This window comes from Streptomyces sp. NPDC002580, assembly GCF_042889485.1.
GTDB lineage: Bacteria > Actinomycetota > Actinomycetes > Streptomycetales > Streptomycetaceae > Streptomyces.
The window spans coordinates 39803-53989 of the sequence record NZ_JBIAQZ010000016.1 but is presented as its reverse complement, the minus strand read 5'-3'; the positions used below and the strand labels follow the sequence as shown (position 1 = coordinate 53989).

Annotated in this window: 11 protein-coding genes and 4 pseudogenes; 9 read left to right on the top strand and 6 right to left on the bottom strand. The window is 69.3% G+C overall.

The features are described 5' to 3' along the window. Positions 1 to 92: 92 nt before the first annotated feature. The 3 genes from ACFYW7_RS35360 to ACFYW7_RS35350 all read left to right on the top strand — a co-directional run bounded on the left by ACFYW7_RS35360 (position 93) and on the right by ACFYW7_RS35350 (position 2841). Entirely contained in the window at positions 93 to 818 is a 726-nt protein-coding gene (locus tag ACFYW7_RS35360; protein WP_389510100.1) for an SDR family NAD(P)-dependent oxidoreductase, read from the top strand. A gap of 506 nt (positions 819 to 1324) precedes the next feature. Beyond that, positions 1325 to 1720 carry a VOC family protein gene (locus ACFYW7_RS35355; RefSeq protein WP_389510098.1) on the top strand — a complete coding sequence of 132 codons (396 nt, stop codon included), beginning with the start codon at positions 1325 to 1327 and terminating at the stop codon, positions 1718 to 1720. A gap of 512 nt (positions 1721 to 2232) precedes the next feature. Next, positions 2233 to 2841, top strand: coding sequence for an ISAs1 family transposase (locus ACFYW7_RS35350; RefSeq protein WP_389510096.1), 609 nt, complete (start codon positions 2233 to 2235; stop codon positions 2839 to 2841). A gap of 49 nt (positions 2842 to 2890) precedes the next feature. Here ACFYW7_RS35350 and ACFYW7_RS35345 read toward each other — a convergent pair whose 3' ends face one another. The 4 genes and pseudogenes from ACFYW7_RS35345 to ACFYW7_RS35330 form a co-directional block, all read right to left on the bottom strand. Further along, complete coding sequence (locus ACFYW7_RS35345; RefSeq protein WP_389510236.1) at positions 2891 to 3619, bottom strand: tetratricopeptide repeat protein; 729 nt, start codon at positions 3617 to 3619, stop codon at positions 2891 to 2893. A 15-nt stretch (positions 3620 to 3634) separates the two neighbouring features. After that, positions 3635 to 3784: pseudogene (locus ACFYW7_RS35340) on the bottom strand (tetratricopeptide repeat protein); the annotation flags it as partial. Between the two features lie 111 nt (positions 3785 to 3895). Next, positions 3896 to 4385: pseudogene (locus tag ACFYW7_RS35335) on the bottom strand (alpha/beta fold hydrolase); the annotation flags it as partial. A gap of 349 nt (positions 4386 to 4734) precedes the next feature. Then, positions 4735 to 5283, bottom strand: a complete 549-nt coding sequence (locus ACFYW7_RS35330; RefSeq protein WP_389510094.1) for a GNAT family N-acetyltransferase — start codon at positions 5281 to 5283, stop codon at positions 4735 to 4737. Between the two features lie 261 nt (positions 5284 to 5544). On the opposite strand from ACFYW7_RS35330, the pseudogene ACFYW7_RS35325 reads away from it, so the two are divergent. Further along, positions 5545 to 6025 (top strand): annotated as a pseudogene (locus tag ACFYW7_RS35325) (dihydrofolate reductase family protein); the annotation flags it as partial. Positions 6026 to 6806: 781 nt separating this feature from the next. After that, the gene (locus ACFYW7_RS35320) at positions 6807 to 7016 is read left to right on the top strand and encodes a DUF6243 family protein (RefSeq protein WP_389510091.1); all 210 of its coding nucleotides are present in this window, start codon (positions 6807 to 6809) and stop codon (positions 7014 to 7016) included. 275 nt (positions 7017 to 7291) lie between these two features. On the opposite strand, the pseudogene ACFYW7_RS35315 reads toward ACFYW7_RS35320, so the two are convergent. Both ACFYW7_RS35315 and ACFYW7_RS35310 read right to left on the bottom strand, forming a co-directional pair. Beyond that, a pseudogene (locus tag ACFYW7_RS35315) lies at positions 7292 to 7987 on the bottom strand (phytoene desaturase family protein); the annotation flags it as partial. A gap of 210 nt (positions 7988 to 8197) precedes the next feature. Next, complete coding sequence (locus ACFYW7_RS35310) at positions 8198 to 8680, bottom strand: SRPBCC family protein (RefSeq protein ID WP_389510088.1); 483 nt, start codon at positions 8678 to 8680, stop codon at positions 8198 to 8200. A gap of 747 nt (positions 8681 to 9427) precedes the next feature. On the opposite strand from ACFYW7_RS35310, the gene ACFYW7_RS35305 reads away from it, so the two are divergent. Genes ACFYW7_RS35305 through ACFYW7_RS35290 form a run of 4 tightly spaced genes read left to right on the top strand, consistent with a single transcriptional unit; the run spans position 9428 to position 13998 of the window. Beyond that, the gene (locus ACFYW7_RS35305; RefSeq protein ID WP_389510086.1) at positions 9428 to 10444 is read left to right on the top strand and encodes a GlxA family transcriptional regulator; all 1017 of its coding nucleotides are present in this window, start codon (positions 9428 to 9430) and stop codon (positions 10442 to 10444) included. Beyond that, on the top strand, positions 10441 to 12357 hold the full coding sequence (locus ACFYW7_RS35300; protein ID WP_389510084.1) for a thiamine pyrophosphate-binding protein: 1917 nt from the start codon (positions 10441 to 10443) through the stop codon (positions 12355 to 12357). The genes ACFYW7_RS35305 and ACFYW7_RS35300 overlap by 4 nt, the downstream gene beginning before the upstream one ends. Then, positions 12329 to 12982, top strand: a complete 654-nt coding sequence (locus ACFYW7_RS35295; protein ID WP_389510082.1) for an SRPBCC family protein — start codon at positions 12329 to 12331, stop codon at positions 12980 to 12982. Before ACFYW7_RS35300 ends, ACFYW7_RS35295 begins: the two co-directional genes overlap by 29 nt. Beyond that, a complete protein-coding gene (locus ACFYW7_RS35290) occupies positions 12979 to 13998 on the top strand; it encodes a 3-oxoacyl-ACP synthase III family protein (protein ID WP_389510080.1) in 1020 nt (339 codons plus the stop codon). The genes ACFYW7_RS35295 and ACFYW7_RS35290 overlap by 4 nt, the downstream gene beginning before the upstream one ends. The last annotated feature ends 189 nt before the right edge of the window (positions 13999 to 14187 follow it).

Here is a 14187-nt window from a genome sequence, read left to right as displayed (position 1 = left end):
CCGGCGCTCACCACGACCGATATCCGTGCGGTATCGCCGCCCACCCGATCGGTCTTGGACGTCCCGCCCAAGTCCGCCCCACGCTTGATGACATGAGTGAACAGACGATCGCGCTGGTGACCGGTGCGAACAAGGGAATCGGATACGAGATCGCGGCGGGCCTGGGCGCCCTCGGCTGGCGCATCGGCGTGGGCGCGCGGGATCAACAGCGCCGCGACACCGCGGTGGAGGAGCTGCGCGCAGCCGGGACCGACGCGTTCGGCGTGCCGCTCGACGTGGCAGACGACGCAAGTGTGGCCGCCGCGGCCGAGCTGATCGCCGACCACGCCGGAGGGCTCGACGTCCTGGTCAACAACGCCGCGATCACCGGGAGTACGCCGCAGACGCCCACCACAATCGATCCCGCCACCGTACGAGCCGTCGTGGAAACCAACGTGATCGGGGTCATCCGCGTCACCAACGCGATGCTGCCCATGCTGCGCGGCTCGGCATCACCGCGGATCGTGAACATGTCCAGCAGCGTCGGCTCGCTCGTCCTGCAGACCACGCCCGGCATCGACATGGGCCCGATTCCCGCTGCGTACTTGGCGTCCAAGACCTTCCTCAACGCCGTCACCGTCCAATATGCCAAGGAACTGAGCGACACCACCCTCCTGATCAACTCCGGCTGTCCCGGCTTCACCGCCACCGACCTCAACGGCTTCCAGGGCGTCCGCACTCCCCACCAGGGTGCGGCGATCGCGATTCACCTCGCGACCCTGCCCGACGACGGACCGACCGGCGGATTCTTCGATGACGGCGGAACAGTGCCCTGGTGACGGTCCACCGGCCCCTACCTCGCCTTCGTCCACAAGGACTCTCGCCCTCTCGCACTCTCGACGAGGACGACCATGATCCGGGGACTGTAAAACGTTCGACTCTGTCTCATATTCGGTGGTAATGGAACGTTACGTTGCCGAAGGCCGTCCTCGGGGACGCTTCCGCCGCAGCTTGGAGGGAACGCGTCCGGTCGTCGGGACGCCTCTCCGAAAGTGGCCTCCGAGAGGCTCTGGCGGCGCGATGTCCGAGCCGAGCTGCGGCTATTACTCTGCGCATCCGCCTTTGCTCGGCGTTACCGCCGGATGTGAGACAGAGCCGGCGAAACGACCGCAGGCACGACGTGGAGGCGGTGGTGGGGGAGAGCAATACCGTGATCCATCACGAGTCAAGAGTGCGCACCCAGGATCGGACGGACAGCTCCTGGTCGGCCAGGAAGATCGCGGATCTGTCGGTCGGGCGGTCCGGCCAATACTCTGAGCCCCATCCGCACTACCTGGGGAGAGTCGTGACAAGTAGGTTCACCGACTTGGTCGTTGACTGCCATGAACCGGAGAGGCTTGCGGCTTTCTGGTGCGAGGTCCTGGACTTCAAGGTGATCGACCGGAGCGAGGGCAAAGTCGAGATCGGCTCCTGGGTGCCGACCGTCGAGGATGTTCGGGCCGGCCAGATGCCGCCCACGCTGGTGTTCATCCAGGTACCCGAGGGCAAGACCGTGAAGAACCGGCTCCACCTTGACGTCAGCCCGATCGACGGCAGTACCCAGGACGAGGTGACCAGATTGCTCGGCCTCGGCGCCAGCACGATGGATGTGGGCCAGGGCCCCGACCGAAACTGGGTGGTCATGGCAGACCCCGAGGGCAACGAGTTCGACGTCCTGCGCTCCCTGGCACCGCAGACCTAGGCCGCGAGCGGGTACCCGCACTCCGGCACACACCATTTCGCGATGTTCCCGCTCGAGCTGTCCCTGGGCTGTGCGGGGGCTCGACGATGACAGATGCGACAGGCGACAACGACCTCTCCGCTGCTCAGCGGCGGCAGTCCGCGTACTGGAAAGGTGCCAACCGTCGTAGGCAGGTTGAGGACTTTGCGAAATTGTTGGGAGTGACGGTCCCTGACCTGCGCTGAAGCAGAGGTCAGGACCGGCAGTCGGTGGATGAGTGCGAAGAGCCTCTGTGAAGCTCCGTCGTACTGAAGTGGCTGGTCAGTGGCGTGGTGTGACCTTGTTTCGGGGTGCGGCGGTCTGTGTTGTGGATCGTCCGGCAGGGTGGTCTTACCGATGAGTTCGCCGTCCCCGAACGGTCTGCCTGGCGATACGACCCGTTCAACCTCACTCAGCCGATCCGGGCCCGGTGATCCTGTTCCGCGGTGCTGTTGTCCTGATGGTGGGTCACCGGCGGTAGAGATCAATTGCCGGTGCACTCGGTCAAGGCGAACACCTCCTGGCTGGTCGAGGCCGAGAAAGCCCACTGCATCGCCGTGATCAAGACCAACCAGCCGACCGCCCACAGCCGGCTCGCGGCCCTGCCGTGGCGGGACATCGCCGTCCAGCACACCGCCTCCGCCTCCGGACACGGACGCCGCGAGTCCCGCTCGATCAAGACCTGCGCCGTCGCGGACGAAGTCGGCGGGATCGCTTTTCCCCACGCCCGCCTGGCCATCCGCGTCCACCGCCGCCGCAAGCAGACCGGCAAGCGCGAGACCCGTGAGAGTGTCTACGCCGTCACCAGCCCCGACGCCCACCAGGCCGGCCCGGCCGACTTGGCCGCCGCGATTCGCGGGCACTGGGCAGTGGAGAACTCCTCGCACCACATCAGGGACGTCACCTTCGCCGAGGACGCCTCCACCGTCCACGCCGGAACCGCACCACGGGCCATGGCGACCCTCCGCAACCTCGCCATCGGCGTGCTGAAAACCCTCGGAGCCGACAACATCGCCAAGACCACCCGGGCGATCCGCGACGAACCCCAACGAGCGCTCCCCATCCTGGGCATCACCAACGATCCAGACACCCGCGGAACTTGATCAAGCCCGGTCCTTCGGGGACATCGGTGTTCTGGAGTGCGGCGAAGTGTCATTCCTCTTCGCGCGCGGTGAGAACCCGCACCGCGTGCTGCGCCGACGCGTCCCCCAGTTCGGCGGCCCTGCGGAACCAGACAAGGGCCTCGTCCGACCGGTCCAGATCGATGATCAGCCGGCCCAGGGCGTACATACCGCCGGCGTTACCGGCGTCGGCCGCTTTACGGAACCACTCCTCGGCCTCCGCCTCGCGCTGCTGCCCCTGGTGCAGCATCCCCAGGTTCACCGCCGCACCGGAGAATCCCGCCGCGTGGGAGCGCGCGTAGAACCCGGCGGCCCGCTCGGTGTCACCTCGGTTCGCGGCCAGTTTGCCCATGAAGTCGAGCGCCCCGGGATGCTCCTTGGCCACTGCCCGGCGCAGCATCTCCTCGGCTTCCCGGTCGAGGCCCCGGCCATGCCACAGGCCTGCCAGGGACACCTGCGCATCGAGGTGCCCCTGCTTCGCCGCCTCTTCGTAGTAGCGCTCGGCGAGGGAGAGTTGACCCGCCAGGTGGTGGTGGAGAGCCAGGTTGTACTGCGAGGGCGCGTGACCGCGCAGGGCCGCCTCGGCGTACCAGTGCAGCGCCTCGGCGACCGCCTTCCGATCCCCGCCGTAGAGATGCAGCGCGAGACTGTGCATGGCGCCGGCGTCTCCAGCGGCGGCAGCCCGGCGGAACCACGGGATCGCGTTGTCGAGGTCACCGAGATCGACGTGGACGAGCCCCAGGTTGTACTGAGCGTTCACGCTGCCGGACTCCGCCGCACGGAGGTAAGCGTCACGCGCTTCCGTCAGTTTTCCCTGCTCGGCGAGAGCGACCCCACGCCTGAACCACTTCCGGGCACTCAACGAACCGCGTCTGCTCAAGACATCCCCGCCCTTGCCCCACGCATCGAGGACACAGGGTGACACAAGCGTGCGAACACGCGAAAGGGTGCGCAGCGCGGTGCCGTAGCGCAGATTCCGGTCCCTCGCGCCTCGCGGCCCCGACCTCGACGGCAGCGCCTTCGGCGTCGAAAGCCGACGGGCTTGCAGTTCGGGGTTGATGGCCTGGTCCTGGGCGCAGACGACGTAGGGGGAGGGAGTGTGTTCCCGGCTGTGGTGCTCCGGGCCCACTCGTCCGCAGCCGGGGCTTGCGCGTGCAGCAGGCCGACAGCCCAGGTGGCGAGAGGTTCGGGGCAGTTGTTGTAGAGGGCGTCGACGGCCCGGTCGGGGTGCAGGCTGGCCGAGCCGTCGGGCTCACGGCTGATCGCGTCTTGGAGCTGGGAGGACGCCCCGTCCAGAGTGGCTGGGCCTTCTCCGGTATCCGGTACGAAGGCCGCCAGGCAGACAAGGTGTCCTGCTCCGCGCACTCCGGTGATCACTGACCCGCCGTAGGAGGGACCAAGCACGACCGGAGGGTCTCGCAGCGGGTTGATGGCAGCCTGTACCGCCACCGTGTTGCGAACACCGAGCCCCGGTGGAGTGCGGGAACGACGACCTCGACTCCTGCGGTCCGCAAGCTTTCTGCCACCGGGGAGAAGTGCTCGGGACGGTGATACAGGCCTTGAACGAGAATCGAGGCGGTCCAATTCGCCCGCTTCCTCGGGTCGGTGTCAGGCAGGTGATCCTACGGTCTCGGAGGAAGTCGGGCCTCGGGCGTGCAGGCCTGGCGGCTCGGCTGGTGGGTGCTCAGCGGGTGATGTCGCGAAGGAGGACGAGCTCGGTGATCGTCCGGCGGTGGGTGTACCGCCGCACGGATCGGTCGGAGGCGAGTGAGGCGATCGCGAGTTGGGTCTCGCCCGTGGAGATCGCGATGTCTGTGCAGCGGTCCTTTTCACGGCCCGACCGGCACGGTCAACTTGTCCGCCGAGGCCGAGAGGCTACGCGGCCTGAATCGCGTCTGCCGGAACCTCGAAGACGACAGTGAGTCCGTCGCGCTCGTTCCCCTGCTCTCCGACGCGTGTGAAGCCGAAGCCTTCGATGGAGGCCAGGGAGGCGGTGTTGTCGGATCCGATCCTGGCGCGCACGGTCCTGACACCGGGGTCGGCGGCAGCCCTGGCGAGCAGAGCCCTGAGCATGGCGCGGGCGTAGCCCTGACGGCGGTAAACGGGCACGACGGTGTAGCCGACCTCAACCATGCCGGCCTCGTCCGGTGGCCCGTGGAACCCGGCGTCGCCGACGACGACCCCGTCCGGCTCGGACACCGCTGCCCGCGTGATCCAGGGCGCGGCAGACGGGTCCTCGGCGAGCTGGTCCGCGCGGTAGCCGAAGATCCAGCGGGCCCGGTCACCGACGAAATGTTCGTGAAGGGCGACTCCGGCCTCGGCGCTGCCGCCGGCGAGGTCACCGTCGGCAAGCGCCCGCAGCGCCTTCGCGCTGAGCTCGACGAAACGGACGCGTTTAGGGATTGAGAGAGGTTCGTCATTCATCGCGGAGATGGTCGCCCGACGTCGGAGGGCTGTCCACTGCTTTATGGCCTCGGCGGACATGATGATCGTCCCGGCCTGGCCGTGAAGGGACCGCTGTACAGACGTCGCGATCTCCACGGGCGAGACCCACCTCGCGATCGCCTCACTCGCCTCCGACCGATCTGCGCAGCGGTACACCCACCGTCGGACGAGCACCGAGCTCGTCCTCGTCGCGACATCGCCCGCTGATCCCACGAACATCCCGGCCACGCGCCGGGCGGCTGGTTGTCCAGCGGTGATGTCCCGTTGGACAAGAGCGGCGCGCTGAAGGTGCCGCAGACCTCCTACGACTGCATCCGGCCGTACTGGGACCAGATCGGGGCGACACTCGTCGGCCGCCACGTCTTCGACATCACGGACGGCTGGCACGGGAACCCTCCGCGGGATCGACCACGTGATCGTCGTGACGCACCGGGCGGGGCCCGAGGCGCCGTTTCACTTCGTCGACGGCATCGAGGCAGCCGTGGCCAAGGCGCAGGAGCTTGCGGGTGACCGCACGGTCGAGGTCGCTGCCGGTGACGTCGGTGGCCAGGTGCTTGCCGCGGGCCTGATCGATGAGGTGCGCATGGACGTCGTACCCGTCGTGTTCGGGTCAGGCAGGCGCTACTTCGGGTCGGTTCACACGCAGCACCTGTTGGAGGACCCTGACGTGGTGATTCAAGGCAACCGGGCGCTTCACCTGCGCTATCAGGTGCGCCGCTGACTGAACTGAGCGGGACGCGAAGAAGTCCACTGCGAATGGTGACGCAGGATCGGGCCTTTGACTGGGTTTGCCGCATCGCTGTCCCTGGTCGGGCGGCCGACGCCGATCCGCCCCAGCACCTCACCTGAGGCAAGTTCGACTCAAGATCGCTGGTTGCCGGTCTCCGTCGTATCTTGGCCGACCCCCGAACGGACTCAGCCTGTGCATGGCCTCGGGACCTTGGGCCCGATCAACGCGCCGCCGCCTCTCCTCAGGGCTTCTGATATCGCGGTCCTGGACCATGATCTGGACCTAGAACAGCCTGGACTGCCCTGGGGCGATCCCTTCGAACAGACCACGGCCCCGCCCTGCTCTCGCCAAGCCCGGCGCCACCGCTCCACAGACCGATCGCCCCCCGGATTCGGTACGCGGCGCGCGGCCTTCGTGCTCTGACCAGCTCTGACCACTGGACGTCTGGTCACCCCGCCATCGTGAGCGGGCGTCCGCCCCAGCGGGTGTTGGCATTACGCCAGATATGCGGGCAGTGTCTGGTTATGTTGGGTATTCCTCCAGGTGTCCGCCGTCGGAGTGCCCACGCCGGACGAGTGGCCCGGCCGACTCCCGGCGCCGAAAACCTTGGTGCTCGGGGCCCCCAGGACCGGGTAACGTCGTTGGCATGTTCTTCCAGACACTGATTTACGAGTGAGAGCGTGATGGGCCCCTGCTGACGTCCTTCGGCGTCGCCGCGCCCCTCCCTCATCGATGAATCCATGGTTCACTTCACATCATTCCGGGAGAACCCGTGAGCAAGAACATCAATAACCCCGTGGGCATGGGCGGCGGCCAGCGCAAGAAGCTGTCCCGCGCCGAACGGCAGAACAACGGTCCGCACCGCAACCTCGACCGCCAGAGTGCGGCCGACCGCAAGGCGGAGCTGGTGCGCAAGATGCGCGAAAAGGCAAACGCGGCGGGGGACACCGGGCAGACGGGTGACGACACCGCACAGAGCTGACGCACCGCCGCCGCAGGGCGACACCGCATGGGGCAGGGCCCGGACCGCGACGCGGTCCGGGCCCTGCTGCCGTATCGGGACTCTACGCCGTACCGGGCACAGCCGGTCCTGCTCCGAGAGGCCAGGCCCAGACGATGAGGATTTTCACCCTCCTCCTCGAAGATCCCCGCCTGTACGGTCGGGTTGTGGACGCCGAAACCCGCGGAGTTCGGCGTCCAGAGCGGCAGCGCCAGGGCCGGCGACCTCATCGCCAGCCCCGGCGATCGCGATGGGGGCAGCCGACTCCGGAGGTGGAAGAGAGCGGCGGTGCGGTGCCCGCGCAGGGCGGCCCGTGCGGCATTGGCGCCGGGGGCGCCGTGGACCCCTCCGCCTGGGTGCGCGGAAGCGGAGGCGAGGTACAGGCCGGGGACGGGTGTCTCCGGGCGGCCGGTGCCGGGACCGGGGCGGAAGAACAGCTGCTGGTGCAGGGCGGTGGTGCCGCCGTTGATGGCGCCGCCGCGGAGGTTGGCGTCCAGGCTTTCCAGAGTGGGCGGGGCGAGGACGCGCCGGGCACGGATGAGGCCGCGGAAACCGGGGGCGTATCGCTCGACGTGCGTCTCCATGCGATCCGCGAAGGCTTTTTGCTCCCGGGTGTCCCACGATCCCGTCAGCCCGTCGGTCCCCGCGTCTGCCCGCACCTGTTGCGGTACATGCGTATAGGCCCAGGCGACCTCGGTGACCTGCTCCCCGCAGCGGATGGTTCCGCCGCGCCGTGCCAGGCGGTGGGCGAGAGCGGTGGTGAGGGCTCCGGAGCCGCCGGCCGGAACGGGGAAGCCGTAGGTCTGGCCGAGCATAGACATGAGCCATCCGAATCCGCCGCTGCCCGCGGCTTCCGGTGCCAGGTCGGCGTGCAGGGCGTTGCCCGCGAGCAGGAGCCGGCCGTCGCCGCGGAACTCCTCCTCGCCCAGCCGGCGCACCGGCAGCACCATCGTTGTCGACCCCATGGTGGTGCCGGACCGCCCTGCCGGGCGTGTCCTGGGCCTCCAGCACCTCCACGCTCCAGCCGGCGTCTACCAGGAGGTTGGCCGCGACGAGACCGTTGGGCCCGCCCCGATCACTACTGCGTCCGCCATGACGTGCCCCCGGCTCGGTGGGTGGCGTCGCGCCCGGTGACGTGACCGCCTGCGGGTCCCGGTGGCGCTTCAGGCGCTGCGCGGGTGCCCGGGCCGGCCGACCGGGGTACGGGACGGTTCTTCGGCCGCTTCGCAGAGCCGGGCAAGACGGCGGAGCATCGCGCGATGCCGCATCTGCTGCGCCGCGTCCAGGAGGCCGTTGTGCAGGGCGCCACCCGCACCACGCAAAGGGTGCTCGTCGAGGATGAGCAAGGTGTGGTCGCCCCAGGGCCGCAGCTCCAGCGCGATCCTCGCCGTCCCCAGCGCTCCGCTGTCCGCCTCCAGCTCGAGAACCGTGGTCGGTTCACTGCGGCGCACGATGGTCCGGTTGCTCAGAGTGAGTGGCCCTATCTTGATCTCATAGCGGAGAGTCGCCCCCAGTTCCGGCCACTTGCCCTCGTCCGCTTCGACATGGGAGGTCCCGACCACCCAGTCCTCGAACCGTTCGGCGTCGGAGAGGACGTCCCACACGGCCTCGGGGGACCTTTTGATCAGACGATGCCGTACGGCCATGTGTGCCTCCACCGTTCGAAGTACCCCACCCCCTGCGCGTTCCCAAATCGGGCCGGAGCACACACCCGCCATCGAGCGGTATTCGCCGAGGGCCGCCGGAGCGCCGACGGCGGGGACCGGGGCATTCTGGATGGTGACGTCGACCCGTTCTGCCGTGCGGAGGTGTCGTGCCCATTTCAGGCCCCTTGGCTGGTCGTACGGCGGTGGTGACCGGCGCCGCCCGGGGTCTGGGCTTTGAGATGGCCGGGCGCTGGTGCGGTGCGGTGTGACTGTCACGCCGGGCAGCTTTTCCCCTGCCCTCCTGGTCAGAGCCCTGCTGTTGCTCCAGCAGGACCTCCTGGAACGACTCCTGCCCGCCAGACGGCTCGGGGCCAGCCCCGAGCCGTCAAACGCAAGATGTCCAACTACCGGCTCAAACGGGCTGAACACCACGCCTGGCCCCAGCCCACCCGCACCGGCACCCAAGCCATCCTCATCACAAGACCCCAACCCCCAGGCCCGTAATGCAACGGCATCGGGGCTGGGGCGTGTCCCCTGGATGCGGAGGCCCCGTCCTTCATGACGCCCTGTGGGTCGGGCCGGGGTGGCTGGCTGGTGCCTGTGAGTTGCCTCACCTGTCGTCAGCGACGTCAGCATGCGAACTGCCTGGTCAGTAGCCCGTGACTCCTCTCGGAGAGTGGCCTGTTGGCCGGATGCGTCAGTTATCTGTCATTGCAGTCAGTCGGAGATCCGATACAGGCTGTGACCGTGTCAGAGCGACGTGTTGTTGTGGTGGTTTACGCGGGTGCCATGGCGTTGGACATCACCGGACCGATTGAAGTGTTCGACATCGCCAACAGGCTCCTCGCCCCCGGGGCCGTTCCCTATCGGATGGAGCTGGTCTCCCCAGACGCGCCACTGGTGCGCACGAGTTCAGGAGTGAGCGTGGGGGCCCAGCCGCTGGAGGCGGGGCAGGGCCCCATCGACACGCTTCTCGTGCCAGGGGGATGGAGTGTCGGCGAGGCGCTGCGCGACCAGGTGCTGATCTCGTGGATCGGCACGGCGGCGGCCCGGTCGCGCAGGGTCGCCTCCGTATGCGGCGGATCCTTTCTGCTCGCCGAGGCGGGCCTGCTGGACGGCAGACGCGCCACCACGCACTGGGCGTACAGCGAGACGATGGCCTGCCGCTATCCGGCGGTGACGGTGGACGCCGAGCCGATCTTCGTGTGGGACGGACCCTTCGTCACCTCGGCGGGCGTTTCGACCGGGATCGACATGGCGCTCGCCCTGGTCGAGGCCGATCACGGAGCGGCCCTCGCCCTGGAGACGGCACGGTTCCTGGTGCTGTTCCTCAAACGGCACGGCGGGCAGTCGCAGTTCAGCGCGCTGCTGGACGCCCAGTTGGCGGACCATCCGCCGATCCGGACGGCGCAGGAGTGGATCCTGGAGAACCTCCACAATCCGTTACCCGTGGCCGAGATGGCCGAGCGGGCCAACATGAGCCCGCGCAACTTCGCCCGGGTCTTCCGGCGCGAGGTGGGCACGACCCCCGGGCAGTACGTCCAGCGGACCCGGATCGCCCGCGCCCGCGAGCTGCTGGAGACGACCGATCTGCCGATCAGCCAGATAGCGGGCCGCTGCGGATTCGGTGCCCCCGAGACCTTCTTCCGGTCCTTCGGACGAACGCTGGGCGTCACCCCGAAGGAGTACCGGCACCGCTTCCAGGTCATCACGTCGTCCGGTCTCGTCGACCGGCCCCACGAGAGGGACGGGAGCCCCGTATGACCACCGCGCCGGACGTACCCGAGGCCGGGACGGTACGCATGGTCGACCAGTTGGCGGGCGAGCTCGCCCGGGCCGGGGTCACCCACATGTTCGGAGTCGGCGGCGCGAACATCGAGGACTTGTACGACGCTGTGCACCGCGGCGGAGCGGTGCGGGGCGTGGTCGCCAAGCACGAGTTCTCCGCCGTCACGATGGCCGACGGCTACGCCCGAACCACCCGGCGCCTGGGGGTGGTTGCCGCCACCTCGGGCGGGGGCGCGATGAACCTGGTGCCGGGCCTCGCGGAGGCGTACGCGTCCAGGGTGCCGCTGCTCGCCCTGGTCGGCCAGCCGCCGACGGCCCAGGAGGGCGAGGGCGCCTTCCAGGACACCAGCGGCAAGGGCGGCTCGTTCGACGCGGCCGACGTCTTCAGCCCGATCTCCCGCTTCTGCGCCCGGGTCGAGGACGCGGACTCGATCGTGGAACTGTTGGCACGGGCGATGGCGGCGGCGCGGACGGAGCCGCGCGGCCCTGCGGTGCTGCTGCTGCCCAAGGACGTACAACAGGCACGGATCGCCCTGCCGGGCCAGGATGATCCGGCACCGGCAGAGCCCACGCCGCCAGGCGCCGCATCGGCGGAGGCCCTACCCGCAGAGGCCGCGCCGACAGACGCTCAACTGGCGGAGGCCCTACCGGCAGAGGCCGCGCCGCCAGGGGCCGCACCGCCAGGCGCCGCACCGGCAGAGGCCGCGCCGACACCGGCCCCGCCTTCACCGGCCGCTGTCACCGAGGTGACGGACATCCTTCGCGGCGCGAGCACCGTCCTGGTCATCGCCGGAGAGGGCGTCGCCGCGGCGGACGCCCGTGCGGAACTGTCCCTGCTGGCCCGGCACCTCGGTGCGTGGGTGGCCGTCACCCCGGACGCCAAGGACGTCTTCGACAACCGTGACCCGCGGTTCGCGGGTGTCGCCGGGGTGATGGGCCACGCCAACGTAGAACACTGTCTGCGGCGGGCCGATGTCTGTCTGCTGGTCGGCACCCGGCTGCCCCTCCTGGCACGCGGCGGGCTCGAGCGCGCCCTCGCCACCACCGACGTCGTGTGCCTGGACTCCGAAGCGCCGTTCGTGCCGGGTACGGCGCTGGCCGGGAACCTGCGGGACGCACTGCGCGCGGTGACCGAAAGGCTCGCGTCGAGCCCGCGCCCCTGCCCCCGGCACCCTGGCCCCCTCCCCACCCCCGCCGCAGGGCTTGACTTCCCGGCCGCCCACGGGCGGATCGTCCCCTTCTCCCAGGCCCTCGCCGCCGTGGAGGCGGCCCTGCCCGAGGACGCGCACGTCTTCGTCGACGCCGGCAACACCGGTGCCAGCGCGGTCCACCTTCTTCCGGCGCCGCGCCACGGGCGTTTCGTGGTGGCGCTCGGCATGGGAGGCATGGGCTACACCTTCGGGGCGGGCATCGGTGCCGCGCTCGCCACCGGGCGGCGCACCTACGTACTCGCCGGCGACGGGGCCTTCTTCATGCACGGCGCGGAAGTGCACACCGCCGTGGAGCACTCCGCGCCCGTCACCTTCGTCGTCTTCAACAACAACGCCCACGCCATGTGCGCGCTGCGCGAGGAGTTCCTCCAGGGCGGAGTCCGCGACGACGACATGTTCGGCCGGACCGACATCGCGGCCGGGGTGGCCGCCGCGTTCCCGTCCCTCGACGTCACCGGCGCCGAGAGCGCGGAGCACCTGCGCGAGGCGCTGCTGCGAGGGAACGCGGGCGCCGGGCCCGCCTTCGTGGCGCTGGACTGCGACCCGAAGGAGATCCCCCCGTTCCTGCCTTTCCAGCCCTTCGCCCAAGCCGCGGGCCATGCCGACCGTGCCGAACACGCCGAACACGCCGACAACAAGGAGCAAGCAGATGAGCGACGAATCGTCCGCGCCGGCTGACATCCCGGGCCTGATGCGGATCGAGAACCCGGGCAGGGACGAACTGACAGCGCACTGCGTCGAGTTGACCCACTCCGTCTACCCCCATCACCAGGTCTACGGGCAGTACTGCACCATCCACGAGTACGTCGACTGTCCCCCCGAACTGACCTACGACTACCTCCGCCAGGGTCACCACCTGGAGGAATGGACCTGCAGCCTGCGGGACTTCGAGCCCTCCGGCACAGCCGGACTGTGGGTCGGGCGCGACCGGCTGGAGGACGACACCCGGATCTACTGCAGGATCGCCGCCAACCCCGAGGCCATGACCGTGGATTACCACTGTTCCTGGGACCAGGGCGACAAGCTGTGGATGATCTACCTGATGCGTGTCGTGCCGGCCCGACTCGTGCTCGACAGGCCGGGATCGGTGATCACCTGGACCAACTGCCGTCATCCCTACTACGACACGAACCCGCACCCCGGCCTCGCGCCCCGCCCCGACCGGCCCTGGGTGGGCGACTACTGGGATCTGTTCTACGCGGGCCACACCGTGGAGATGAACAACCTCAAGGCGATCCTGGAGCATCGCCACCGGAACGGCCAGCCGGTGAGCGTGGCTCCCGCGAGGGCGGTGGCATCGTGACCACGGTCAGCCTCACCGACGTCGCCGCCTACCTTCCGGGCGATCCGGTCCCCGCCGAGTACTACACCGAGTACCCGGGTGCGGAGGACAAACTGCGCGGCCACCCCATGTTCAAGGTCCCGCGGACACGGCACCACGTCGCCGCGGACGAGACCAACACGGACCTGATCGAGCGCGCCGTCCAGCCACTGATCGACCGCCACGGCCGGGACGAGATCCGTGGTGTCGACGTACTCCTGGTGCACAGCCAGCTCCCGGACCTTCCGTTCGTCGGCGCGGGCACCGAAGTGGCGCGCCGGCTGGGCCTGAACCCGGAATGGCTCGTCGACGTGGCCAACGCGGGCTGCGCCTCCTTCGTCCACATGCTGAAGCTGGCCCGGCAGATCCTCACCACGACCGACGCGAGGACCGCGCTGATCTGCAACGCGCAGAGTGCCGCGGGGCAGTGGTTCACCCAGTCCGAGGTGCGTCGGCTCGCGCAGGCCGCGATCCCGGGTGACGGCTGCGGCGTGGGATGGGTGACGACGTCGGCCGACGCCCCGGTCCTCGACGTGGAGACCCGGCACATCGGCGAGTTCGCCGGCGACATGACCCTGGCGGTCGACGACGGCCGCAAGTACTGGGAGCCGGGGGAGTCCCAGCTCCGGATCGGGTTCACCGACGCGAGCGTCGCCAAGGTGCTGGCACGCGGCAACCGGCTCGTCCCGGAGGTGATCACGGACCTGTGCCGACGGCTCGACGTGGCGACCGCCGACATCGACGTCCTCGTCACCAACCAGCCGAACCGCACCTTCCTGCGCAACTGGGCGGAGGCGCTGGAACTGCCCGCCGAGCGGCACCTGAACACCTTCGACCAGTGCGGCAATCTCTTCGGCGCGGCGATCCCGGTCACCCTGGACCACGCGATCACCTCGGGCCGGGTGAAGGACGGTGACCTCGTGGTGCTGGGCGGATTCGCCCACGCCGGCGACTTCGCCGGAGCCGCCGCCGTGCGCTGGTCCGGCGGGCGGGGGTGACCCGGTGGCCGCCGGCCGCGTGGTACGCGTTCGTGGCCGCGGCCGACGGTGACCTCGTAGCCGGTGGTCGCGCGGGAGGCGGACTTCGCGGTGGGCGGTCGCGCGGGGTCTCGTGGCGTCGGCGGCCGTCGTCCCGTCGTCCCGTCGTACGAGGTGATCACCCGCCGATGACGCCGTCAGCGTGATGTT

Coding starts and splice junctions, on each gene's coding strand:
- ACFYW7_RS35360 (WP_389510100.1), top strand. CDS start 93: ATGAGTGAACAGACGATCGCGCTGGTGACCGGTGCGAACAAGGGAATC.
- ACFYW7_RS35330 (WP_389510094.1), bottom strand. CDS start 5,283: ATGAATGACGAACCTCTCTCAATCCCTAAACGCGTCCGTTTCGTCGAG.
- ACFYW7_RS35310 (WP_389510088.1), bottom strand. CDS start 8,680: ATGGCCGTACGGCATCGTCTGATCAAAAGGTCCCCCGAGGCCGTGTGG.
- ACFYW7_RS35300 (WP_389510084.1), top strand. CDS start 10,441: ATGACCACCGCGCCGGACGTACCCGAGGCCGGGACGGTACGCATGGTC.
- ACFYW7_RS35295 (WP_389510082.1), top strand. CDS start 12,329: ATGAGCGACGAATCGTCCGCGCCGGCTGACATCCCGGGCCTGATGCGG.